Raw genomic sequence first — 22,976 nt, forward strand, 5'->3', positions numbered from 1 at the left:
TTATTTGAGATTAAAGAGTGGGGATACCGATCCAATATAGGCAGAATTTTTGCATTTGAAATCACAAAAATTATTCAATAGTAATTCTCACGCCCGCCTGCTGTATCAACATGTTTGTTCTGGAGCTGTTTTGTTGAAACGAAACGTTTCCATTTCCATCAATATTAGGATCTGTAAGATAATCGGTATAAGATCCTACAAGGTAAGCTACTTTCAATTCCAGGCCTATACCATCGCGTTTATTTAAAGGTATGTCTACGCCGCCGGCAGCGCCATAAGCAAACGCCCAATGCGCTTTTGAGGAGTTGGAATAAGATGGGCTATAATTGCTATAATAGCTAACCTCTTCAACGTTTACTGTGGAGTAGAAGACATTCCATCCGGCGGTAATATCTATAAAAGGTTTTAATTTATGCGGTATGGAAGATTGTATTCTTGTTACAAACATCAGGGAAAATATATTGCTGCTGGCACTCACCTGAAATTCATCATAGTAGCCAAATACATATCCTGAAAAGTATTGAGTGGCTCTTGCTTTCTCCTGCATGCCCAATTCAATTCCAAATTTTATGGGTTTGGTATAACTCGGTTTAAAAAAAACAGCGGCACGCAAACCATAACCTGCATCGTTATTCACTTCTTTATAATCGCTTTGAGGTATAGCTAACTGTGCATCTATAGACGTAGAAAATTTTTGTGCAAAACAAATGGTGTTTACAAAAACAATTATAAGAGTAAATAAATATTTCATTAATAATTTTATTGTTTCAGTTTATCAGCAAAAACTTTTTTTATTTTATCCATCTTAGGTTTTATTACAAAATAACAATAAGGTTGCGAGCTGTGATTTTTATAATAATCCCGGTGATAATTTTCCGCCGCGAAAAAATTGGTTAAAGGTTCAATGGCTGTTACAATTGGCTTGTCAAATGCGCCGCTTTTATCAAGTTGCTGTTTATACTTTTCAGCCTTTTCTTTTTGTTCTTCATTATGATAAAAAATTACGCTCCGGTATTGCGGCCCTATATCGTTTCCCTGCTGGTTAAGTGTAGTTGGATCATGGGTTGCCCAAAAAACTTCTAACAATTCATCAAAGCCTATAATGGACGGGTCATAGTCAATTCGCAATACCTCGGCATGGCCGGTTTGTTTGCTGCAGACCTGCTCGTAGGTTGGGTTTTCTACATGCCCGCCACTATAACCACTCGTTACTTTTTCCACGCCTTTTAATTGCTGAAAAACTGCCTCTGTACACCAAAAACAACCATTACCGAAAGTGGCTGATTCAATATTTTTATTATCTCCCATAAAAATCATTTAATTTATGCAGTCATTAAAATTAATTGTACTAACAAAGATAAGTTGCGCTTATTACAAATAAACTTTGTAAACCGAAACGATGAAAAATACAAACGATATTTCCTATGTACTTAGATTGCTGCCAGATAGTGATTTGCGCTTATCAATAGAAAATTTTGTTAAGGAACATAAAATTGCAGCGGGATGGATTGCTACTTGTGTGGGAAGCTTGTCAGCGTGGTCGATTCGTTTCGCTAACCAAAAGAACTCTGCAGCCGCTGTTGGCCACTTTGAAATTATAAGTCCTACCGGCACTCTTTCTTTAAATTGTTGTCACCTGCATATTAGTATTGCCGATAGGGCAGGAAACGTGATTGGTGGCCACCTGGTGCATGGTTGTAAAATATATACAACTGCCGAAATAATTTTAGTTCAATCTGCCAGGTATGTTTCCACCAGGGAACAGGATGATAGTACTGGCTGGAAAGAATTAATTGTCCGCAAGAAGTAAATTGACGTCGCTTTTTTATTAAATTACTTGATATCGGTATGCTTATTTTTGCCTGACATCTAAAGCGCTTGTTTAATTAATACATGAAATTATTTCCTTCTTCCGCTATACAACAACTTGAGTTTGATAAAATAAAAACTTTGCTGGCTGGCCATTGCCGTACAGAATATGCAAGGTATAAAGCTGACAATTTACGCATCCATACACGAAAAGAATTTATAGAACCTGAGCTCAGGCAGGCTTATGAATACAAATTATTTTTTCAAAACCACCTTCATTTTCCTGATGATGCCGTTATCAATCTTAATAAGGAATTAAAGCTGCTAAGTATTGATGGCGCTGTTCTTGCCGGCAATCAATTTTTATTAATAAAAAAATTAACCGCATCCATACAGCAAATATTTCGCTGGTTTGATAATGACCGCAGGATTGCATTTCCTTTTCTTGCATTGGTAATTAATGAAACTTATTTTGAAAAAGCTATCGTGCAAATGATAGACGAAGTTTTGGATGAAGATGGAAACGTAAAGGATAACGCTTCGGAAGAACTTGCAGAAATAAGAATGCGGTTGTTTAAAAAAAGAAATGAATTGCGAAGGCTTTTTGACCGGATCGTTAGCCGGTTGAATAAGCAGGGATACCTCGCCGAGATAGAAGAAAGCTTTATGAATGGAAGGCGCGTACTCGCTGTATTTGCAGAACAGAAGCGCATGATAAAAGGAATTTTGCACGGAGAAAGCGATAGCCGCAGGACGGCATTTATTGAGCCGGAGGAAACAACGGGATTAAACAATGAAATATTTTCCCTCGAGAATGCAGAGCGTAAAGAAGTGTATAGGATCTTGCAAAGGCTTACTGCTAATATGTGTTCGTACCATTCGCTATTAACTGTTTACCATACTGTTCTTGGTGAATATGATTTTATTAGAGCCAAAGCAAAGCTTGCAATGGAATACAATGGCAACATGCCTGCCGTGCACGACAAGGCATTTTTGAAATTGGTAAATGCATGTCATCCGTTGTTATTTATTTATAATGAAAAGCAACAAAAGCCTACCATTCCGGTAAACCTTGCTCTTGATGATATGAACAGGATATTGGTTATTAGCGGACCGAACGCCGGCGGTAAAACCGTAACCTTAAAAACCGCGGGGCTTTTACAAATGATGTTACAAAGTGGCTTGTTAATTTCGTGTAGCCCAGAGAGTGAGTTTGGTATTTTTAAGCAATTGATGATACATATTGGCGATACCCAAAGCCTCGAATTTGAGCTGAGCACTTATTCATCGCACCTGATGAACATGAAATATTTTATGGAAAATGCCAATGGCAAAAGTTTGTTTTTTATTGATGAACTCGGGAGTGGAAGTGATCCGAACCTGGGTGGCGCTTTTGCTGAAGTTATTATGGAAGAACTCGCTAAGAAGCATGCAATAGGCATTGTTACTACGCATTATCTTAATTTAAAAGTAATGGCTAATAAGGTGCAGGGCATCATGAATGGCGCAATGGCCTTTGATGAAAAAAATTTGAAACCTTTATATAAATTAATTGTTGGAAAGCCCGGTAGTTCCTATACTTTCTCCATTGCCGAACGAATTGGCTTGCATCCCTCGCTTATTAATAAAGCAAGAAAACTGGTTGATGAAAATCATTTTAGTCTTGATAAATTATTGAATAGAACTGAGCAGGATTTGCAGCAGGTGCAGGCCGAAAGAAAAAACCTTGATAAGCTTTTAAAAGAAAATGAAAAACTGAAAGAAGAACTGGAACAGGTGATGAACCGCGAAAGACACAGCCAGCAAATTGAATTATTAAAACATCAGAATAAAATAAGCGAAGAAAAATTATTGTATTTAAAAGATATGGAGCGGAGGCTTAAATCAATTGTAATTGAGTGGAAAAAGACAGAAGATAAAAATGCATTGATTAAAATGATTCAGTCACTTTTATTTAAGCAAAGGGAGAAACAGGTGGTAGAAAAACAACAAAAGAAACTTGATAAAAAATTTATAGAATCATCAGAGCCTGTTAAAGAAGGCGATAAAGTAAAAATGATTGCCAACAGGCAGGTAGGCGTTGTTACAAAAATCCGCGGTAAGAAAGCAATTGTGCAGGTTGGTTCTGTGCCTATAACGGTTGATGTTACAGAGTTGATTGTTGTGAAAGATAAGGTTGCAGAGAGCCCGTAGCTCCACATTTTTCAGGTTTTTGCAGGCACGCAACGTTCCTAACGGAACATGTACTAATACCTATTTTGTAAAATCAGGCTTTATATGTTTCTCCTGCTTACTAAAAGAGAGAACGCGTAAGGGTTTTCCGGCTGTTTCCTTATTGAATGCTGGCGGACTTCTTGCAGAATTGTTGCGGGCATGTTGCAGCGGCCAGTAATATTCTAGCGAGGGGAGTGCAACATTTCCCGAAGAAGAGAGCAACAAATGCGGTTACTTATAATCCAGCAAAAAGTACGGAAATTATCAGTACGCTTTTTTACCAGCCGTTATATCGCGATTTTAGCGATTGCAGGTATTACATGAGATCAGCCTGAATTTCAAATTCGTGAAGCATTTTCATTTAATTTAAGTTGGTATTACCTTTACGATAGCAAGCCTGCTGCAACGATTCTTAAATTAAATTACAGCATCAATAACGGTATTACGTATGTATTTTAAATTAGACGATATCAAAACCATCGGCGGTCCGATTATGCGACTCTAACGCCTGCGATTCTTTTATAAAATAATATACACTTTCTTTATTTTATTATTTTCTATTTGATAGATCGATATGCCATCTATTTTACTTGGGCCCATGCCGGTTATAACTTCTTTATCGATAATGGTATTGCCAAGGATAATTCTGTCTTTTACTTCGCAATGCAAACCGGGCGCACTATTGAAGATGGCAGTATATGCTTTCCGCATGGCGTCTTTTCCTTTTCCTATCAGCTTACCCGGGAACTGGTATAGTTCTGCATCATCTGCATAAGGCGCTACAAATGCGTCTATGCTCCTGGCGTTATATGCATTTAATTGTTGCTCCACTAACGATAAAGGCGTTACTTTGATAAGCGTATCCGGGCTCATCACATGTCCGTTTTTAACCACTAAATCTATTTTGGTAATATTTGATAAACTATCGATTGGGTTTGCGCTTAATAAAACTAAATCGGCTTTTTTACCAACCGTTATACTTCCACATTCGCTTTCTTTGTTGAGTATCTTTTGTCCGTTTATGGTGGCGGATTGAATAATCTGCCAGTTTGTTAGTCCACTTGCCTTCATAGCCTGCAGTTCATCATAAAGCGATGTCGCATGTTGCGTGCCTATGTTTCCCGCATCCGTTCCTGCAGCAATGGTTATTCCACCATCAATCATCTTTTTAAGGTTCACCATTCTCACTGAATCATCATGATGCCATTTATTAATAACTGCAGGCATACGAAATCGCATTTTATAAAAGCCGATCATGGTTGTATCGGGCAAATGTTTGAGGTCTTTGATCGATCCTATCTGCAAAGGATTTGAATTCATTAAATCATAAGTTGAGTAATCCGTTGTTTGCCCAAACGTTTTAAAGTAATCGTCTTCAACAATTAACGTCGGGCAATCGATAACCTTTTTTGATTTTAATAGTTTAATAAAATCATCGTTCACAATTTCATCTTCCACTCCATGTACCAGGTAATCGCAATCGTTTTCTACAGCAAGCTGCGCAGTAATTCTTTCTGTAGCATGCACGGCTACTTTTAAACCATGCTTATGCGCTTCATCAATAATTACTTTTGCAATTGGCGCAAACCTTTTTGCACTTGCTTCAACGCTGTCTTTATTCTGACTAACAATGTACCATATCTTAATAAAATCGGGGTGGTAGGGAAGTTCCGCCTGTACACCTTTTATTCCATCTTCCGGCGTTTTCACTAAAATAAATGGTTCATTGGTTTTTAAATTTTTGAAAACATCCGGCTCATAAGATGTGAGCAAAGGGCCCGTCATATATATCGACGGCGCATAATTTTTATTTTCAAAAGAATCTCTTTGCTGCAAAAAACTATAGGTGTCTCCTACATCAATTACAGAGGTTATACCGCATTGTAAATACCGGCGCAAAAAATCTTCCATATTATCATGAACCCATGCTATCTCGTGTTCGTACGGTTGATCTTTGGTGAGATTAATTGCATCCGGTCTTGTATACAAACCGCCACTTTGAAAAAAATGCACATGCGCATCGGTAAGACCGGGCATGAGAAATTTACCTGTACCATCGATGGTTACTGCATCTGCGGGGAGCTTTATTTTTTTTGAAGATTGAATATTGGCAATGATGCCATCCTTTATTATTACGGTTTGCGCCGGAACTAATTTTTGTTTTATAACATCGAGTACCGTTACGTTAGTAATATAGGTTTGAGAGAATGTTGAAAGTGAAATGAAAATTATAAAAGTTAGAAACGCAACCCTGTATCTCATAATGCAAATATTTTTACACTAAATATAAGCTGAAATAGACTAAAATGGTTACCTGGCGGCGTTATCCAAACTTACTGCTTCCTTCAATAATTTTACAATTGCTTTTTCGTCAATTTCTTCCGGTGTATAAAATATTTTATAAAAGATTTGTTTATTGGTACCGTGAGTGAGATGATGATCAACATCTTTTAATTTGTTGCCATACCAGAATCCTAACAAAACTTCTTTTTTAATTCCACCACGTGGAACGGTAGATGGCCATATAATGCAAAGTCCCTTCCTGCCATAAAAGAGGGGAACATTGTAAGATATCTTTTCTTTAAAAGTATTCGGAATATTTCCTGCAATGATCTGTCTTAACACATCTACCATTATACGTTCTTCTACGCGAAGCATTTCATACAATTGAAGAATGGATGCGATCTTTAATGGCGAATGTTTCACTTGTAATTATGGCTTTGGCATTTTACTCATATCCATATGCAATACATTCCACCGGTGTCCGTCCAAATCAATAAAGGCACAGCCATACATCCATCCCTGCACACTGGCTGGTTTGCTGAACAGTGTGCCGCCTGCATCTACCACCTTCCCGGCTATTTCATTTACTTCATCTTCATTTTCTGCATCGAATGAAAACAATACTTCTGTTCCTTTTTGAGGATCGGCAATTTCATGTTGAATGAAATTTTTGAATGATGCTTCTTTGAAAAGCATTACTGCAATGTTTTTACTCCCAACAGTTATGCAGGCAGATTCGTTGCCATTACTGTATTGTTCATTAAGTGAAAATCCAATACTGGTAAAAAATGCTTTTGATTTATTAACGTCTTTTACCGGCAGGTTGATCCAGATTTCTTTTGTCATGATTGTTTTTTTTTTAAGTTTTTAATGCAGCAAACATACCGATAGAATATTTTTGAACGCAGGGGCAAGCACGTCATCTTGGGGTGTAATTGCGACAGCAACGAAATTAAAATTAGTATCGATAATTGCGGATATGCCAGCCAGTTAGTACTTAATTTTTTACGCTCTTTTTATTTGATAGCACTTTTGCTTTCTTCTTTTCGGTATGTTTTTTAAGCTCTCTTTTTTTGCCCGATATAGATTTTGTAATGGTAGCGCCTTCCATAATTTGATTTCTATTTTTTACTTTGGCGAGTGAGTTTACAAAAGCTTCATGCATTAACTTCGTTATATATTCTTTTGGAAAATCATTTTTACCTTTTACTAGGATGTACCTGTATTGCTTTCCATTCCCAATCAGTAATTTTTCGGGGTCTGAAAGTTCAGAGCCCCAATAGAAGCCGAAGTGTATATTTTTACTTGTTCTGCCTACAGCTATTGAGCAAAATGTATGACCAACTTTATCAGTAGGAGACCAACCGAAGGCTACCGCATTGTAGTTATCATAAATTAATTCATTGCTTGTTGGATACAGGTCCCAAACAAATTCCCGTAGCCAGAATACGAGTTCGTTTATTTCTTTATCAAATGGTTTTATAAATTTGATAAGGTCCTTAGTTTGATCTTTACTCATTTGTATAGTTATTCATTTACCATGAGGACACGAAGGCTGAAGAATATTTCCTGATGTTCTTTGAGGCTTAGTGAAAGTACTTACTTCGGTTGGCTAAGCTAATAGGCAAGTTTTGGATACCAATTTGTTCCACGGCCTTCCGGCGTATAATCAAACAAATTCCATAACGGCCATATCGAATCAACGTGTCGTCCATTTTGCCCTTTTTCTTCCGGAGCGAATAATAGTTCTGTTCCATATACATGAAAGATACCTTTGTCATTTTTGTGAAACACATTAAGAATGGGTAATTGGTTTCCCTTGTCATCTTCGCCAAAATAGTCCTGGTTATAAGTATTGGCAAATGAAGACAGCAAACGCAGGTTTTTCCATCCGCGGGTTTCGGTAAAATTTGTGAGCTTGTCAATTGAAGTTTTTGCGACCACAGCAACGTTCACTCTTTGCTCAACATGGAATACCATGCCATTTAATCCGTCCAAAATTGAAGTGCACATAGGACATGGCTTTTGATTTTTTGGCCCAAACATGTAGCTGTAAATAATAAGTGAATCTTTTTCTTCTTCAAAAAGTTCGCTAAGTTTTGTATTCTTTACTTTGCCTGACTTATCTTTTCCTTCGAAAACATAATCTTCTTTTACCTCAGCGCTGTAAGGCAGCTGCCGCCTAAGTTCCGCAACTTCTTCCGTTTGCCGGCGTAAATTTATTTCTGCTTCCAGCAATTTATTGCGGGCTTCCCGGTAAGCATCACTTTCACCGGGAAATTGTTTATCGTGAAATGTTTTCATGGTGATAATATTGATGGTTAGATAAAATGTATCTATTATAACGGAGAAGACTACACGTTTTCTGGAAAAAATTTAATCGTCTATTTCAATATAACTGCGCCTATATCCCTGGTTATTTTGGTTTCCAAATCTTTTAAGCGAACATGTGTTTGTATTAAAAGAATTTGCCTTTCAGGAGAGGAGGTTACTTCCAGCTCTTTTTGATTTTGTTCGATTAATTTTTTTAGCTTCTTTAATTCAAGGTAACTAAGCGTTGAAATAATCTCTTCTTTAAAATTATCTTCTCTTGTAGGAACAGGTACTTCGTAAGTATTTAGCCAGTTCGGGCTTATTTCATATGGAAATTCGATTAATGAAACTACCATTCGGCTCATTTCCAGGTTTTCACTATATAAGAAATTTTTTGCGGTAGGTTCCAGCTTTTGTTCGTACCAGCTTTTATAAGTATCTATAATTTTTAAGAGCCCTTTATTCGTAATCAAATCATCATCTATGCATTCATATAAGAGATAATCCGCAACAGTTTTGCCGGGCTCCCATTCTTTCAATCCGAATTCGATAAGACAACGCACAACGGCCCTTTCATTATATTCATCTTTATTAAATAATTCCAATGCGTCAATATCGGCTTCGGGAAAATCGTTTATTTCCCTGCCTGGCTCCTGGAATATTTTTTCATTGTTAAGCAGGCGTTTTTCATCTTTGGTAAGCTTTTCTCTTATATATTTATTTACCAGGTTGTGTAGTCCCGATTCATCTATATTTAAAAGTTGCGCAGTCTTGTGTATATAATCCTGCTGCTTTGTAAACTCTTCGGCCTTATTAATTTTTGAAATGGTTTCTGCCACCTGGTTTACGGCATGCGAGCGTTTGTTGGTATCATCACCCGCATCTTTTAATGCATGTTCTAACTGAAAGAGAATAAAATCTTTTTTATTTTCTTTAATAAATGCGTTGAAAGCAGCAACACCATTTTTATTTATATAACTATCAGGATCTTCCTGGTTGGGCAATAAAACAAGCTGCACATTAAGCCCTTCTTCCAACGCAAGATCGAGACCTCGCAACGCAGCTTTTATTCCTGCATTATCCCCGTCATATAAAATGGTAAGGTTCTGTGTGTATTTTTTTATAAGCCTTAGCTGGTCGGGTGTTAATGAAGTGCCACCACTCGCCACTGCATTCTCAATGCCGGCCTGGTGCAATGCAAGCACATCAGTGTAGCCTTCAACTAAAAGACATTCGTCTGCTTTATCAATTGCCTGTCTTGCAAAATAAGAACCATATAAAATTTTGCTCTTTACATAGATTTCATTTTCCGGCGTGTTGATATATTTTGGAGCTTTATCGTTATTGCGTATAAGCCTTGCGCCGAAACCTGCAATCTTTCCGGTCTGGTTATGAATTGGAAAAATAATACGGCCGCGATAATTATCCTGCAATCCATTTTCTCTTGCAACAACAAGTCCTGATTTTTGTAAAAGACTTTCGTTGAATTGCGCATTGGTAGCAACTTTGGCGAAAGTGTCTCTTGCCTCAGGGTTATAACCTAATTCAAACTTTTTTATAATTTCTTCTCTGAAGCCTCTTTCTTTTAAGTAGCTTAACCCGGCATTATTGCCCTCATCGGTATTAAATAAAACTTCCGTAAAAAATTGCTGCGCAAATTTATTGATGATATATAAACTGTCTGAAACTTGCTGCTGTTCTTTAAACTCAGGAGAGGTTTCAGTTTCTTCAATTTCAACATTGTACTTTGCAGCAAGCCATCTTAAAGCTTCAACATAACTATACTTCTCGTGCTCCATTAAAAAACTAATGGTATTACCACTGCGGCCGCATCCAAAACATTTATATATTTCTTTGGATGGCGATACCGTAAAGGATGGAGATTTTTCGTTATGAAACGGGCAAAGGCCTATATAGTTGGTGCCTCTTTTTTTAAGCTTCATAAATGAACTTATGATCTCAATAATATCAATCCTGCTTACAATTTGCTGTATGGTCTCCTGTGATATCATTGTTTGTTTAAATCAATAAAAAATGAACCCTGCGCTCGTTTGTATTATTTATGGCAAGGCGTAATGTTGATTAGCGACCTACATACAAAGAAAATATTGCCAGAAGTACAAGTAGCACAGCCGTTATTATAATAATATTTGTAAATTTTTTTGTGGAAATAGTAGCCATAATATATGTTTTTAATTAAATAATTTTAGGTAAAATAAATTAAATTCACCCACTTTTAAAAAAATAAAAAGATAAAATCCTTAACCATTTAAACCTAAATAATTTATATGGGTAATTTATTCAATGCCGAAGATAACAATTCCATCCAGGAGCGAATTAACAAACTCACTGCGGATTCAAAACCATTGTGGGGTAAAATGAATGTTGCTCAAATGCTGGCTCATCTTCAGCCTACCATGCTCGTTAGTTTTGGCGAGCTGGAGCTGAAAGGAGGATTGATGGGATTTCTTTTTGGAAAGATGGCAAAAAAGAAAATTGTAACTGAAGAACCCTTTAAACGAAACATTCCGACATTAAAACAATTTAAGGTTGTTCCGGGAGATTTCGAAACAGAAAAAAGTAAACTACTCTCTTACGTTAATCGTTTCAAAACAGAAGGGCCAAAAATTTTTACAACAAAGCCTCATCCATTTTTTGGCAAGCTAACTGTTGAAGAATGGAATATGCTGCAATGGAAACACCTGGACCATCATTTACGGCAGTTCGGTGTTTAAATAAATGTTTTTTGGTTAAATGGTAAATTGGTTGGCATTCATTGTTAATTATCAATTTTCAATTCTCCCTGCTTCAATAATCTCTTCGTTATCTTTGCTTCTAAATATTTTTTATGATTGCAAAAGAAGTTTACATCATGTCCGCAGTACGAACACCGATAGGAAGTTTTGGCGGGAGATTAAAAGATATACCCGCAACAAAATTGGGTGCAACAGTTATAAAAGCAGCGGTTGAAAAAGCAGGAATAAAACCAACAGATGTGCAGGAAATTTATATGGGTTGTGTGTTACAAGCCAATCTTGGCCAGGCTCCCGCACGGCAGGCAGCCATTTTTGCCGGCCTCCCGGAAAATGTTTGTTGTACTACCGTAAATAAAGTTTGTGCCAGCGGAATGAAAGCAATCATAAACGGGGCGCAAAGTATTTTATTAGGAGATGTCGATATAGTTGTTGCCGGCGGAATGGAGAACATGAGCAGTGTTCCGTTTTATGCTCCCGCGATGCGCTGGGGAAATAAGTATGGTAATACCAATATGATTGATGGTATGGCAAAAGATGGCCTTACCGATGTGTATAAAGATTATGCAATGGGTAATGCTGCAGAGTTATGTGCGAGGGAATGTAATATAAGCCGTGAAGAACAGGATGCGTTTGCAATTGAAAGTTATAAACGTAGCCAGGCTGCAGTAAATGAAGGAAAGTTTGCGGATGAAATTGCAGGAGTTGAAATTCCACAGCGCAAGGGCGATCCTGTTACAATGCTTAAAGATGAGGAACCTTTCAATGTGAAATTTGATAAGATAACGGAATTGAAATCTCCTTTTGAAAAAGGTGGAAGTGTTACGGCCGCAAATGCCAGCACCATTAATGATGGAGCTGCAGCGGTTGTTTTAATGAGTAAAGAAAAAGCGGATGAGTTGGGACTAAAGCCCCTCGCAAAAATACTAAGCTATGCGGATGCAGAACAGGCTCCTGAGTGGTTTACAACAACACCTTCGCTTGTAGTTCCCAAAGCTGTAAAGAAAGCGGGCCTTACTTTAGAACAAGTTGATTACTTTGAATTAAATGAAGCATTTAGCGTTGTTGGAATCGTGAATACACAAAACATGAAACTCGATCCGGCTAAGGTAAATGTAAATGGGGGAGCCGTTTCACTGGGCCATCCGCTCGGCTGTAGCGGTGCAAGAATCATCGTTACATTGATAAATGTTCTTAAGCAAAATAACGGTAAGATAGGCGCAGCGGGAATATGCAACGGTGGGGGAGGCGCAAGTGCAATGGTTATAGAATTGTGTTGATTATTTTGCTTGTTTGCTGGTCGAGCAAAAGAAGATTTTTTATGACGCGGTAAATTTTCCAAAAGGAATTACCAGGTCCTTTTACTCATGATCTCATCGAGCTTTGCTTTGGTCATCTTTCCCAATTCGGGATGTTGACCTAACCATTTAAGAAAATTTTCTTTGATGTCATCGGTCCATTGGCTATCGATTTGTCCTGTTGTATATTTTGCCGACTTCACCATTTCAAAACCAAACTTATCTTTCAATGTAACAAACTCGGAAGTGCTTACAACTTGTTCTGCAAGATGTGCAGGAATAAATAACACGCCTTCTCTGTTTGCAATAACCAAATCACCCGGCAACACTATTGCATGCCCAATACGGATTGGAGTGTTAAGTCCCATTAACACCATTCCTTCAAGAAACGAAGGATCAAAATCACGCACAAAAGCATTAAATCCTTTAATTTCAGATAAGCCATCGAGGTCACGAGCGGAGCCGTTAAAAATAACTCCGTTACCTGACTTTGCATAGATCGAATTCCCGAGGGTGCTACCTATGAGTGTTCCACCATTAATTTTGCCAAAGCCATCAGCTACGTATACATCACCTTTCAAAAGAATATCTATTGGCCAGGAGTTAGTATTGCCTTTTCTGCCTTGTTGCAAGCCACGTTCCTTAATGCTTTTTTCAACATCAGGCCTCGAAGGCAGAAACATTGCGGTGACTGCCCGGCCTATAACAGGAACGGTATCATTTACCATCTTCCAGCCAGCTTCAAATTGGTTGGTGTAACCTAAATTTTTTAATACTGTCCATGCATCATCTATACCAATATTAGCTGCCCGTACTAACAAATCATCCGGCACTTTCGGGCGGCCGTCGGTAAATCTTTCACCTTTCCATTCTGATGTAAGCAAAATTAATTCATCGCGTGGGATCATTTGCGCATAAACGTTAGCTTTTTGGAAAAAGCATAAAATAAGCAGTGCGGTAACAATTCTTTTAATTTTCATCATGCTGATTTTGATACATATTTTTAATAGCGATGATCATCGCTATTCGGAAATTTAAGTGCCCGTCATTTCAAACCTAGGGCACTCTTACTTTAATCACAATCTTTTTTATTACATCATAGCCATTAACCTTAATGGCGGGACGATGCATTTCCTGTGGAGAAAATATAAAGAAGGTGTTGGGATCTGCATCATAATAGTCGCCTCCTTCATTGGTGAAATTTTCGTTATCGGTTGTATTGGAATAAGGAACAACTAGCACTCCCCGAATATCTGCACTTGGAGCAACGCCCATTTGCGCTTTACCTTTTATTACATATTGCAGGTCATTGAAATTTCTATGGGCTTCCCATTTAACATCTTCAATATTTTTTGTTGGTCCTTCTGAAACGGTCGCCGTAACATTTCCGGAATCAATCACATAAACTCCCGGTGCAAGATTGGCGAGATCCTTTGTTTTCAAAAATGTAAACGCCTCAATCCACCAGGTACTGTCTTTTCGATATTGCCTGAAAAATTCCTGTTGATTAATACTCTTACTTGGTGTAAGTTTTAAACCGTTCTTTGATTGGATGGTGTTGTACCAGTCGGAAAAATTTTCAGCGGGATTTGGTTTAAGCGGAATAAGACGAATGGGAGGATTTATTGGGTTGGCAATGCCGTTTAAATCGTAAACAATTCTGCCATCCCGGATGGTCATTTCACATTCCAGTTTCTTATCAGTTTCGACTTTGTAGCCGGTGTAATCAAAAAGGCCGAATTTACCTTTCCTGATGTTCAGGATCGCAACATCTGCTCCTGAGCCAACCGATAGATTACCCAATTCTTCATGATTAATTTCTTTAGCAGGATTCCAGGTGCTTGCGGTGATGACACTTTTAAGATCCATACCTATTGCTAAAAATTTAGACATGGTAGTAAGCATATCTTTCATCGCCGCATTCATACTACCTACGTGTAAATCTGTGCTGATAGAATTAGGATAAAATCCTTCTTTAATGGCAGGAATTGCTTGTGAGTAAGAGAAACTTATTCCACCATATCCCACATCGAAAACAATTCCCTTATTCCGGGCCTCGAGAACAAATGGTTTAATTTTGCTAGTTAAAGTATCCAGGATAAATTCCCTACCGGGTATTTGAGCAAAGCAATGGGTAAAGATATCTCCGGGGCGAAGGTGATTCAAAAATAATTCTTCTATTGAAAGCGGTGGTCTGCTTCCGCCAAAATCTACCATCACCGGAATGCCGCCAGCAAGGTTACCCGCTTCTACAGCCCTGTCTGCAGGAGCCCAATCCCAGCCTTCGTAATGAGCGAGTTTAAATCCCACAATGATATTTTTATATTGTCTCGCAACCATTGCAGACATTTTTGGATCCATATCATTCTCATTTTGTTCATAACCGCCACGCATACCTTCACCCACAATGTTTAAAAATGCGAGTACACGGGTTTGGGATTGATCAATGGTTTGTGCCTTAAAAATGGGGAATGTTCTCCAACCCGAACTGCCGGCATCAACAATGGTTGTAACCCCATTACGAAAGGTAAATCCATCTGGTTGTATGGCAGCGTTTCCATTTTCATATTGTTGATTTGGTTCCGTACCCCAAAAATCGTGGGTGTGAATGTCTATCAATCCCGGAGTTACATACATGCCCTTTGCATCTACCACCTGGGCAGCATTATTTGTATTGATATTTTTTGCTACTTTAACGATTTTGCCACTATCAATAGCAATATCCATTACCTGATCGATATTGTTTTTTGGATCCATAACATGGCCTCCCTTAATAACGATACTATATGTTTGTGAAAGAGCCGGGCTTGATGCAAGGCATAGAGAACCTATTAGAATCAGGAATATTTTTTTCATCTAAATTTTTTTATGTTTTACAGTTAAGACAATCATTTGTCTTTTTCCTTTTTTATAGAAATCTAAACAGCCTTACTTAAGATTTCTTTCACCCGCCTGGCCACAATATTTACCTGGTCGGGTCTTAACAATACTACTCCGATACTTAATACTTTATCGTCGCCGTTAGCAACAATACTGGGCGTGCCATTTTTGAGTTGATCAAGAACATCTTTAGGCGTAGTCTTTACTTTCTGCTGGTCCCAGGTGAGATGCAGGCTGGGAAAAGCATTTGCCGGCCCAGGATCCACGTGAGTTTCACCTTTTACCGTGGCAATGGTTTCCACTTGTGATTTTATACGGCTAATACGGTCCAGCCAACCCTGCCATTCTTTTTTATGGTCGCGTTCCAGGTACGATTTTAATGCGGCATACATGCCAAATATTTCTTCTTTATTTACTTTCATAGGCCGGCCAATGGGGGCTTCGTGCGGACTGTGATTTAGTTTAGCTGCTTCGATCAGATCTTTTCTGCCAAATAATAAACCGGCACTCTGAGGGCCACGAATCATTTTACCTCCTGAAAATGTAACAAGATCAAATCCCATTTTTTGATATTTAAAGAGATTTTCAACAGGTGGTACATCAGCTGCAGCATCAATAAAACTGGGTATTTGATGTTTTTTACAAATTGCGATAAAATCTTCGCGAGTGACACTCGAACTCCCGGCTGCGTTGAAGAATAAAGCTAATACGGTATTACTATTAAAGGCTTTTTCCATTTCGTCATTTCCTTCAACCTCGATAATCCTGGCGCCGGTAGTGGTAATCGCCTGGTCGAACAGATAGCGGTGGGTTTTTTGCATGATAACTTCTGGCCGCGGCCCTGGAAGATTGGGCAGCAGTTTTATTTTTTCCTGGTCTGTTCCTGTTATAGCAGCTGCAGTTCCAAGAAGCAATGCACATGCGGCTCCCGAAGTAACCATTGCTGCTTCGCATTGCAGCATTTCCGCCATTTTTGCCCCAACCTTATCCTGTAATTCATACATGTTGGCAAAATCATGTGATGTGGAATTAATGGCTTCTAGTACCTCGGGCATCATTAGAGAACCAGACAAAAAAGTCATGGTTACTCCGGCATTAATTACCCGGGTAACTCCCAACTCTTTAAATAAATCCCTTGTGGGAGCAGGTGGTTCTGCGAAAACTGATTCCGAAGCCAGTACGCCTCCCATTACTCCGCCGGAAAGGGGCAGTAAACTTAATCCTTTAAGAATATCTCTGCGTTTCATAATTTCTTTTTAATTAATATTGATTTTTTATTGTTTTAAACTTGGCAACGTTAAATAGTTCAACTCTCTAAGCAGAAGCTTTCAGGAGCTCCTCTTTAATTCTGGCTGCGACGATTTTCACCTGTTCGGGTCTCATCATCCAGGGCGAAACAGTAATAGAATTTTTACCGCCGCCATATGCTTCGATGGATGGGTTACCCTTTCTTAATTTCATTAATAGATCATCTCCGGAAAATTTGACTTTACCGGTGTCCCAGCTGATATTGAGCGTAGGAGTGTGGTCAGCAATCGGTGGAACATAAGTTTCAGTTTTAACACCGCTTACAGATTCGGCTGCTTTTGCAATCCGTGCAACACGATCTTCCCAATCTTTCCATTCTTTATCATGATCCTGGCTAATATATCTTTCCAATGCTACATACATACCAAGAATTTCTTCTTTATTTACTTTCATGCCCCTTCCTATGGTACCAGAGTGTGGCGACGAATTTAAACAAGCTGCTGCAATGATGTCTTTTTTGCCCATCAAAACCCCGGCACTTTGTGGTCCCCGGATTGCTTTACCGCCCGACAGAGCAACAAAACTAAAACCCATCTCATTAAATTTCCAGAGATTTGATACCGGAGGAATATTCGCCGCAATATCAATGGAGGTTGGCAAATTATGTTTATTGGCTAATGCTATCCATTCTTCATGCATAATTTTCCCATTGGGTGCGCCGCTACCTAAGAAATGCATAGACGCAGTTTTTTCATTCACAGCTTTATCAACATCTTCCGGCGTTTCTACATAAACTAGTTTTGCTCCGCAATTAAGAAATGCATGATTATAATCAATTTGATGGCCTCTTTGAATGATAACTTCAGATTTCATTCCGGTGCCTTCGAGTTGAGGAAGTTGTGCCACTTTCTTTAAATCAGAGCCAGTGAGGATTCCAGCCATACCGAGCATTAAAGCGGAAAATGCACCTGCTGATACCAGGGCTGCTTCAGAATGAACCATAGCGGCAATTTTTTCTCCCACTTTGTCTTGTAGTTCTTCCATCATGCAGAAATCTTTTGAACTATCATTAATAGCGTCCAGTACGTAATCGTGCATTAGTGAGCCGGACATAGCTGTTATCGTTCCTCGCGCATTTATAAAAGTGCGGACCCCAAGTTCTTTAAACAAATCCCTATTTGGTGCAGGTGGTTCAGCGAAAACTGATTCCGAAGCGAGTATTCCGCCCATTACCCCACCTGAAAGGGGTAGTAAGCTTAATCCCTTAATAATATCTCTACGTTTCATTACAATCTGTTTATGTCTAATTATATTAATCTAACTCTTTCAATAAGTATTTTTAACAATGATCGCCCTCTTTTGCAACCTAAGCCTGTAACTGTATGTAACCTGCTTTGTATTTAAAAAAGATTGTACTTATTAAGCAAGTTGTTTTTATATGGAAACCGCATTTTTTTGTACATATCTATCAACTGAAGAAATAGTAGGCCCAATATAATGAAAGCGTTCTGCCCAGCCCAATCCATATTTTTCTCCAATTTTCCTGTCAGATGGAATACCCCTCAGGTTCTCAGAATCTATATCCAATGCAAATTCCTTAATGTAATTAAAGTTGGCAGTCTGGTCATCATTACCGAGGATAGATAATTTCTTTCCATTAGCTGCCAGGGTTCGTCTCAGTTGGGCACCGGCACCACCTGCTAAACCCTGGTTTGTACAAGCAACATTAACCTCTACCTTTTTATCTATGAATTTACTGATATCAACTACCCGGTTTACAAGTTGAGGTCCCCTGGCAAAATAATACATTTCTTTTACGGTATGAGGTTTTACAACCTCTAATTGTTCTGTATAATCGGTACCCATGCCTGACATCCAGCGGGCAGCTTCAACGGCCTTAGCTGTTATATAATGATCGGGATTTTCTTCATATTGTCCCCAAGGATCATAACAGATCAACGTATCTACCTGAAGTAGCCTGAACAAAAAAATAAGGCGACATTTAATATCCTGTATATTATATTCGTCCATCCTATGGTTGTTATAATTTAAACTGTATGCTTTTTTAAGTCCTAAAGCTTTTGCCACTGCATCATTTTCCTTTTCATTATTAAAAACCCGCTCCCCCATGGTCGCACCACCGCCTGCGGCGTCATCATTAGAGGTTCTGATCAAATACCCGGTATATCCTTCATAAATAAGTTTTGCCACCGTACCCGCAGCATAATATGCAATATCATCACAATGAGGTTGTATTACCGCTAGTACTTTGCCGTTGTGAGGCCGGCCTTCCGACAATCTTTCTATTACAACATCATCATCACCATCGGGAGAACTTTCCAGTTTATGGATCTTTTGATCTGATAAGCTCAAATTGACTTTCTGATTTGAAAATCCCATTGCTGCGTAAGCGGCAGGTACAAGAGCCCCTGCAACTATATTCTTCGAAATAAAATTTCGCCTTTTCATGTTTAAACTATTTTTACGTTTATGTATAATTTAAAAGTAGATTTATACGTTTACCCCCCGTGCAAGCACATCCCCTAACGCCCCACCCGTAATGGGCAAAATGATTAATCCTTTAATTACGTCCAGGCGTTTCATTCCCCTTTAATTAGAATAAGAAATATTAGCTGGTAATAGTTAAACATACGCAATGCAATCCATCTCTACCAATGAATTGCCGGGCACACCACCCTTGGCAACGGCAACGGTTGTACGAACCGGGGGGTTCTTTCCGAAACGGCCTTTATAAACTTCATTCATTCCCTGGTAGTCTGCTATATCATTGAGGAACACACTTACTTTTAAGACTTTTTCCATTGACGAGCCGGCTTTAATTAACTCCTTTTCTAATTCTTTTAAAACTATTTCGGTGTGTGCTTTAATTTCAAAGGGTTCAACATGTGCACCTTTGCCAGCAATATATACGATATCCCCATGTCTTGTAGAACCTGAGAATAAAGGTACATCCTGGAAATCTGTTACATTATTAACTTGTTTCTGTTCACCGGTAATGCCCTTCGCTTTTGCCGCAAAGCCAAGACCTACCACTGCAGTTACTGAAGCCAATAACTTCTTAATTAATGATCTTCTTTCTGTTTGCATAATTCATGTTTTAAAGGTTATATAATTGGTTGTTGAAAACTTTGCTAAAATAGTTCCCTGTATTTCTTTATTCCTTTGTTACCACGACGAAAAATATTTCTAATTTACTTATTAAAAATTATATCCCATCAACAATCAGTCACGGCTTCTGCTGAAATCTTTATTAAACCCACTTCTTTAATTTTTATTTAGAAAGATTGTCAATATTTAATTCTCCTTCTTCATCTACAGACAACAAATGATCCACTCCCGGGTAAGAGCCCTTAATCAAAAACTGGTATTCGTCGGCATAAAGCTTAATCTCAAAATCTTTTTCGTTTAATGAAGGACCATCCTTATACATCTTTTTTAACTGCTTTAAGTTATTCGAATATTTGCCGTTTACTCTTTTAAATTCCTGTTGTAAATAATAATATTTCCACAGAATTAATTTCAATTTCTCTGTTTTCTCAGAAAGAAATCCTTTCGGAGATAATTGATCAGAAAATTGAACATATCCCCATCTTTCCGGGCAATGTAAATTCACGATTCCCTGGGGAGACCATACGTTATAATGTTCGGGCAGTGGTTTGCCCGTATTAATATCTTTTCGCCGATGATATGACCCATTTAGGGTATCAATGTCCCACTTTACTCTTGAAAAATTCATACGCCAGGTTGTTCCTATACCTGGCGGCTGATCACCACTCAGGTTAAGAGATTTAAATGGTACTGCCAATTCTATACTCCAGCCTTGATCCGTATCATTAGGATTGTTAATTGTACCATTTAGTTGTACGGCCTTCTTCAAACCCTTTAAATCCCAACTGGTTAAATTTTTGCCGCCATTACGATAAGGCTTTGGCATAAATAAATCCCATACCGTTCCGTAGGCATTTATTTGAAATTCAAAATAGTTAAAGTTAGTTCCGGATGGATCGATAAACATTTCGAATGCATTGTCCTGGAAAACCGGGCTGTCATGCTCGGTTAATGAAGCCCATAAGTTGGTTTCATCCAAGCTAACAAATAAATATAAATAATCATCGTCCCATAACATTTTGCAATGCGACTTTATTAAAGGGTTGCTGTCGGCGCCACTTTTAATATCCGTAAAAAATTCCGTCCAGGGGGCTTTGCTCCAATCCGGCTCATCATCTTTCCCGTCTATTGTCATTTGCCCGGTCGTTCTCAATACAGTGTATTGCAATGGCACTTGTAATAGCCTCTCAAAATCTACCTTGCTTATTTGCGCATCGACCCTTTTAAAAAAAAGAGATGCGAATAGAGCTGAAAAAATAAGTACACCTGTTTTTATTCTCAAGTACATTAAGGTTATTGTTTTCCTGGTTTATTAACTTTCCCGCCCAGGGCCTTTCTTGTATTGTTAACATCCTCCAATGTAACAGCGCTGGCGTTGTTATTAAAATTTTGCCTGATGTAAGTCAATATCTGGGCTATATTTTCATCTGACAAAAGATTCAGCCGAGGCATTTTATTATTATAAGATTTTCCTTTAACCGTAATGTTTCCATCGAGTCCACTCAATACGATAGCAATTAATGAATTTTTATCGCCCTTTACCCATTCGGAACCACTCAAAGGCGGAAAGCGATCATTTCCCAATCCATCCCGCTGGTGGCAAATAGCACAATAGGTATTAAAAGTTTTTCCTGCTATACTCACGTTCCCTTTATCTAAATTATCCCTTATGGAATCAGGTGTTTTTATGTTCAGCGCTTCTTTTTTTCGTCTAATCATATCCGATAGGTCTGCCTGACCAAACTTGCTGGTGTCCCCTTTATACATAATCCGCCATATTTTTCCCTTTTCTGAATCGCAAACATAAAGGGAACCGTCGGGGCCCATGGATAAACCCATTGGTCGATATTTAGCATCACTTGTGTTAACAACCGTATCTACTCCTGCAAATCCATCGGCAAAAACTTCCCACTGGCCTGAAGGAGAGCCATTTTTGAACGGAACAAAAGCTACAAAATAACCGGACTGCGGATAAGGTGCGCTGCTTGTTGATCCATGAAATGCTATGAAGGCTCCGTTCTTATAGTGTGCAGGAAATTGATTACCCGTATAAAATAAAAGATCGTTCGGTGCAAAGTGTCCAGGGAACCCTATTAAAGGTTGCGTATAGTCGGAACCGTTACCTTCCTTTTTCCCGTCTCCACCGTATTCTGGATTAAGTAATAATTTCCCTTTCAGCTGATCATAATAATAATAAGGCCAGCCAACATTAGATCCCTCTTTTAATTTCAGGAATTCTTCGGCAGGAAGCAAAGCCCCGTCCCATTCAGTGTAATAATTTGGCCATTGTGCATGCAGGTAGTCTCTTCCATGCATCATCGTAAAGAGGTTATGGTCCTGGTCATTCCATTCTAAAGCCACAATGCTTCTGACGCCGGTAGCGAACTTTTGACCGTCTTTTTGAAACTGCCCCGGTTTATTAGCATCAAATTTCCAGATGCCACCTCTTGTTAAAAGCATCGGGCAAGAATCCATTCCTGGTGAAAAGGGAGTTCTGTCTTCCATCTGGCAACAATCGGATGGGGCTCCAAACGGTACATACATGTTTCCTTTATCGTCAAAAGCTATTGGTTTTGTATCATGCTGACTTGGCGGCTGCGTATCGGTCAACATTAATTCTATTTTGGTATCCGGCACCAATTGTCCCGGCGTTAGCTTCTGCCTGAAAACTCTTGTAACTGAACTGAAATAAAGGTAGCCATTGTGTATTCTCATCCCGGTTCCATAACTACTCTTATCCTGATATTCATCGAAGTCTTTAACAATTTCTGCCTTACCATCATTGTCCTCATCTCTTAATGCTGCATTTCCTCCGCTGGAAAGGGGAAACCTTAATTTCACATATATATCTCCGTTGGAATTTACTGCAATATGTCTGGCTGCTCCGTCTAAGCTATCGACAACCACCACTGCTTCGAACCCTTTCGGCAAGAACAGCCCACCATTATCAGGATCGCCCGGAGGTAAGCCATGTCGCCTGCACTGAGTAAAATATACGATAATAAAAAAAGAGAGTAATACTGAAAGACGACTTAGCCTCATACTGGTT

The 22,976-nt window shown here is 38.7% G+C and carries 20 protein-coding genes; 4 read left to right on the forward strand and 16 right to left on the reverse strand.

Going from position 1 to position 22,976, the window contains the following annotated elements:
* Nucleotides 1–70: 70 nt before the first annotated feature.
* Together FW778_RS16520 and msrA are read right to left on the reverse strand one after the other, a co-directional pair.
* A complete protein-coding gene (locus tag FW778_RS16520; RefSeq protein WP_150415929.1) occupies nt 71–751 on the reverse strand; it encodes a hypothetical protein in 681 nt (226 codons plus the stop codon).
* An 8-nt stretch (nt 752–759) separates the two neighbouring features.
* Nucleotides 760–1,308: a peptide-methionine (S)-S-oxide reductase MsrA gene (gene msrA, locus FW778_RS16525; RefSeq protein ID WP_202552305.1), complete on the reverse strand. Its 549-nt coding sequence runs from the start codon at nt 1,306–1,308 to the stop codon at nt 760–762.
* Between the two features lie 91 nt (nt 1,309–1,399).
* Here msrA and FW778_RS16530 point away from each other — a divergent pair, with 91 nt between their 5' ends.
* Both FW778_RS16530 and FW778_RS16535 read left to right on the forward strand, forming a co-directional pair.
* Nucleotides 1,400–1,810, forward strand: a complete 411-nt coding sequence (locus tag FW778_RS16530; RefSeq protein WP_150415931.1) for a PPC domain-containing DNA-binding protein — start codon at nt 1,400–1,402, stop codon at nt 1,808–1,810.
* 83 nt (nt 1,811–1,893) lie between these two features.
* Entirely contained in the window at nt 1,894–4,002 is a 2,109-nt protein-coding gene (locus tag FW778_RS16535) for an endonuclease MutS2 (RefSeq protein WP_150415932.1), read from the forward strand.
* Between the two features lie 540 nt (nt 4,003–4,542).
* On the opposite strand, the gene FW778_RS16540 is transcribed toward FW778_RS16535, so the two are convergent.
* From FW778_RS16540 to dnaG, 6 genes are all read right to left on the reverse strand, one after another.
* Nucleotides 4,543–6,285, reverse strand: coding sequence for an amidohydrolase family protein (locus FW778_RS16540; RefSeq protein WP_150415933.1), 1,743 nt, complete (start codon nt 6,283–6,285; stop codon nt 4,543–4,545).
* Between the two features lie 48 nt (nt 6,286–6,333).
* Complete coding sequence (locus FW778_RS16545) at nt 6,334–6,681, reverse strand: DUF1801 domain-containing protein (RefSeq protein ID WP_150415934.1); 348 nt, start codon at nt 6,679–6,681, stop codon at nt 6,334–6,336.
* 54 nt (nt 6,682–6,735) lie between these two features.
* The gene (locus FW778_RS16550; protein ID WP_150415935.1) at nt 6,736–7,152 is read right to left on the reverse strand and encodes a VOC family protein; all 417 of its coding nucleotides are present in this window, start codon (nt 7,150–7,152) and stop codon (nt 6,736–6,738) included.
* 151 nt (nt 7,153–7,303) lie between these two features.
* On the reverse strand, nt 7,304–7,825 hold the full coding sequence (locus tag FW778_RS16555) for a hypothetical protein (RefSeq protein ID WP_150415936.1): 522 nt from the start codon (nt 7,823–7,825) through the stop codon (nt 7,304–7,306).
* A gap of 98 nt (nt 7,826–7,923) precedes the next feature.
* Nucleotides 7,924–8,610, reverse strand: coding sequence for a DUF899 family protein (locus FW778_RS16560; RefSeq protein WP_150415937.1), 687 nt, complete (start codon nt 8,608–8,610; stop codon nt 7,924–7,926).
* Nucleotides 8,611–8,690: 80 nt separating this feature from the next.
* The gene (gene dnaG / locus FW778_RS16565; RefSeq protein WP_150415938.1) at nt 8,691–10,631 is read right to left on the reverse strand and encodes a DNA primase; all 1,941 of its coding nucleotides are present in this window, start codon (nt 10,629–10,631) and stop codon (nt 8,691–8,693) included.
* 276 nt (nt 10,632–10,907) lie between these two features.
* On the opposite strand from dnaG, the gene FW778_RS16570 reads away from it, so the two are divergent.
* Together FW778_RS16570 and FW778_RS16575 are read left to right on the forward strand one after the other, a co-directional pair.
* A complete protein-coding gene (locus FW778_RS16570; RefSeq protein ID WP_150415939.1) occupies nt 10,908–11,354 on the forward strand; it encodes a DUF1569 domain-containing protein in 447 nt (148 codons plus the stop codon).
* Nucleotides 11,355–11,467: 113 nt separating this feature from the next.
* Nucleotides 11,468–12,652: an acetyl-CoA C-acyltransferase gene (locus tag FW778_RS16575; RefSeq protein ID WP_150415940.1), complete on the forward strand. Its 1,185-nt coding sequence runs from the start codon at nt 11,468–11,470 to the stop codon at nt 12,650–12,652.
* Nucleotides 12,653–12,720: 68 nt separating this feature from the next.
* On the opposite strand, the gene FW778_RS16580 is transcribed toward FW778_RS16575, so the two are convergent.
* The 8 genes from FW778_RS16580 to FW778_RS16615 form a co-directional block, all read right to left on the reverse strand.
* Nucleotides 12,721–13,653, reverse strand: coding sequence for an RraA family protein (locus FW778_RS16580; protein WP_235906322.1), 933 nt, complete (start codon nt 13,651–13,653; stop codon nt 12,721–12,723).
* Between the two features lie 73 nt (nt 13,654–13,726).
* On the reverse strand, nt 13,727–15,526 hold the full coding sequence (locus tag FW778_RS16585) for an amidohydrolase/deacetylase family metallohydrolase (RefSeq protein ID WP_150415941.1): 1,800 nt from the start codon (nt 15,524–15,526) through the stop codon (nt 13,727–13,729).
* Between the two features lie 62 nt (nt 15,527–15,588).
* Nucleotides 15,589–16,797, reverse strand: coding sequence for an aminotransferase class V-fold PLP-dependent enzyme (locus FW778_RS16590; protein ID WP_150415942.1), 1,209 nt, complete (start codon nt 16,795–16,797; stop codon nt 15,589–15,591).
* Nucleotides 16,798–16,864: 67 nt separating this feature from the next.
* Complete coding sequence (locus FW778_RS16595) at nt 16,865–18,085, reverse strand: selenocysteine synthase (RefSeq protein WP_150415943.1); 1,221 nt, start codon at nt 18,083–18,085, stop codon at nt 16,865–16,867.
* 147 nt (nt 18,086–18,232) lie between these two features.
* On the reverse strand, nt 18,233–19,267 hold the full coding sequence (locus tag FW778_RS16600; protein WP_150415944.1) for a PIG-L deacetylase family protein: 1,035 nt from the start codon (nt 19,265–19,267) through the stop codon (nt 18,233–18,235).
* 174 nt (nt 19,268–19,441) lie between these two features.
* Complete coding sequence (locus tag FW778_RS16605; protein WP_150415945.1) at nt 19,442–19,906, reverse strand: RidA family protein; 465 nt, start codon at nt 19,904–19,906, stop codon at nt 19,442–19,444.
* A 184-nt stretch (nt 19,907–20,090) separates the two neighbouring features.
* Nucleotides 20,091–21,215, reverse strand: coding sequence for a carbohydrate-binding family 9-like protein (locus FW778_RS16610; RefSeq protein ID WP_150415946.1), 1,125 nt, complete (start codon nt 21,213–21,215; stop codon nt 20,091–20,093).
* Between the two features lie 5 nt (nt 21,216–21,220).
* Nucleotides 21,221–22,969, reverse strand: a complete 1,749-nt coding sequence (locus FW778_RS16615; protein WP_150415947.1) for a c-type cytochrome — start codon at nt 22,967–22,969, stop codon at nt 21,221–21,223.
* Nucleotides 22,970–22,976 lie beyond the last annotated feature (7 nt).

The organism is Ginsengibacter hankyongi (assembly GCF_008710285.1).
Classification (GTDB): domain Bacteria; phylum Bacteroidota; class Bacteroidia; order Chitinophagales; family Chitinophagaceae; genus Ginsengibacter; species Ginsengibacter hankyongi.

Excerpts from the sequence above, each read along its gene's own strand:
- FW778_RS16520 (WP_150415929.1), bottom strand. The coding sequence starts at position 751 with ATGAAATATTTATTTACTCTTATAATTGTTTTTGTAAACACCATTTGT.
- msrA (WP_202552305.1), bottom strand. The coding sequence starts at position 1,308 with ATGGGAGATAATAAAAATATTGAATCAGCCACTTTCGGTAATGGTTGT.
- FW778_RS16530 (WP_150415931.1), top strand. The coding sequence starts at position 1,400 with ATGAAAAATACAAACGATATTTCCTATGTACTTAGATTGCTGCCAGAT.
- FW778_RS16535 (WP_150415932.1), top strand. The coding sequence starts at position 1,894 with ATGAAATTATTTCCTTCTTCCGCTATACAACAACTTGAGTTTGATAAA.
- FW778_RS16540 (WP_150415933.1), bottom strand. The coding sequence starts at position 6,285 with ATGAGATACAGGGTTGCGTTTCTAACTTTTATAATTTTCATTTCACTT.
- FW778_RS16545 (WP_150415934.1), bottom strand. The coding sequence starts at position 6,681 with ATGCTTCGCGTAGAAGAACGTATAATGGTAGATGTGTTAAGACAGATC.
- FW778_RS16550 (WP_150415935.1), bottom strand. The coding sequence starts at position 7,152 with ATGACAAAAGAAATCTGGATCAACCTGCCGGTAAAAGACGTTAATAAA.
- FW778_RS16555 (WP_150415936.1), bottom strand. The coding sequence starts at position 7,825 with ATGAGTAAAGATCAAACTAAGGACCTTATCAAATTTATAAAACCATTT.
- FW778_RS16560 (WP_150415937.1), bottom strand. The coding sequence starts at position 8,610 with ATGAAAACATTTCACGATAAACAATTTCCCGGTGAAAGTGATGCTTAC.
- dnaG (WP_150415938.1), bottom strand. The coding sequence starts at position 10,631 with ATGATATCACAGGAGACCATACAGCAAATTGTAAGCAGGATTGATATT.
- FW778_RS16570 (WP_150415939.1), top strand. The coding sequence starts at position 10,908 with ATGGGTAATTTATTCAATGCCGAAGATAACAATTCCATCCAGGAGCGA.
- FW778_RS16575 (WP_150415940.1), top strand. The coding sequence starts at position 11,468 with ATGATTGCAAAAGAAGTTTACATCATGTCCGCAGTACGAACACCGATA.
- FW778_RS16580 (WP_235906322.1), bottom strand. The coding sequence starts at position 13,653 with ATGATGAAAATTAAAAGAATTGTTACCGCACTGCTTATTTTATGCTTT.
- FW778_RS16585 (WP_150415941.1), bottom strand. The coding sequence starts at position 15,526 with ATGAAAAAAATATTCCTGATTCTAATAGGTTCTCTATGCCTTGCATCA.
- FW778_RS16590 (WP_150415942.1), bottom strand. The coding sequence starts at position 16,797 with ATGAAACGCAGAGATATTCTTAAAGGATTAAGTTTACTGCCCCTTTCC.
- FW778_RS16595 (WP_150415943.1), bottom strand. The coding sequence starts at position 18,085 with ATGAAACGTAGAGATATTATTAAGGGATTAAGCTTACTACCCCTTTCA.
- FW778_RS16600 (WP_150415944.1), bottom strand. The coding sequence starts at position 19,267 with ATGAAAAGGCGAAATTTTATTTCGAAGAATATAGTTGCAGGGGCTCTT.
- FW778_RS16605 (WP_150415945.1), bottom strand. The coding sequence starts at position 19,906 with ATGCAAACAGAAAGAAGATCATTAATTAAGAAGTTATTGGCTTCAGTA.
- FW778_RS16610 (WP_150415946.1), bottom strand. The coding sequence starts at position 21,215 with ATGTACTTGAGAATAAAAACAGGTGTACTTATTTTTTCAGCTCTATTC.
- FW778_RS16615 (WP_150415947.1), bottom strand. The coding sequence starts at position 22,969 with ATGAGGCTAAGTCGTCTTTCAGTATTACTCTCTTTTTTTATTATCGTA.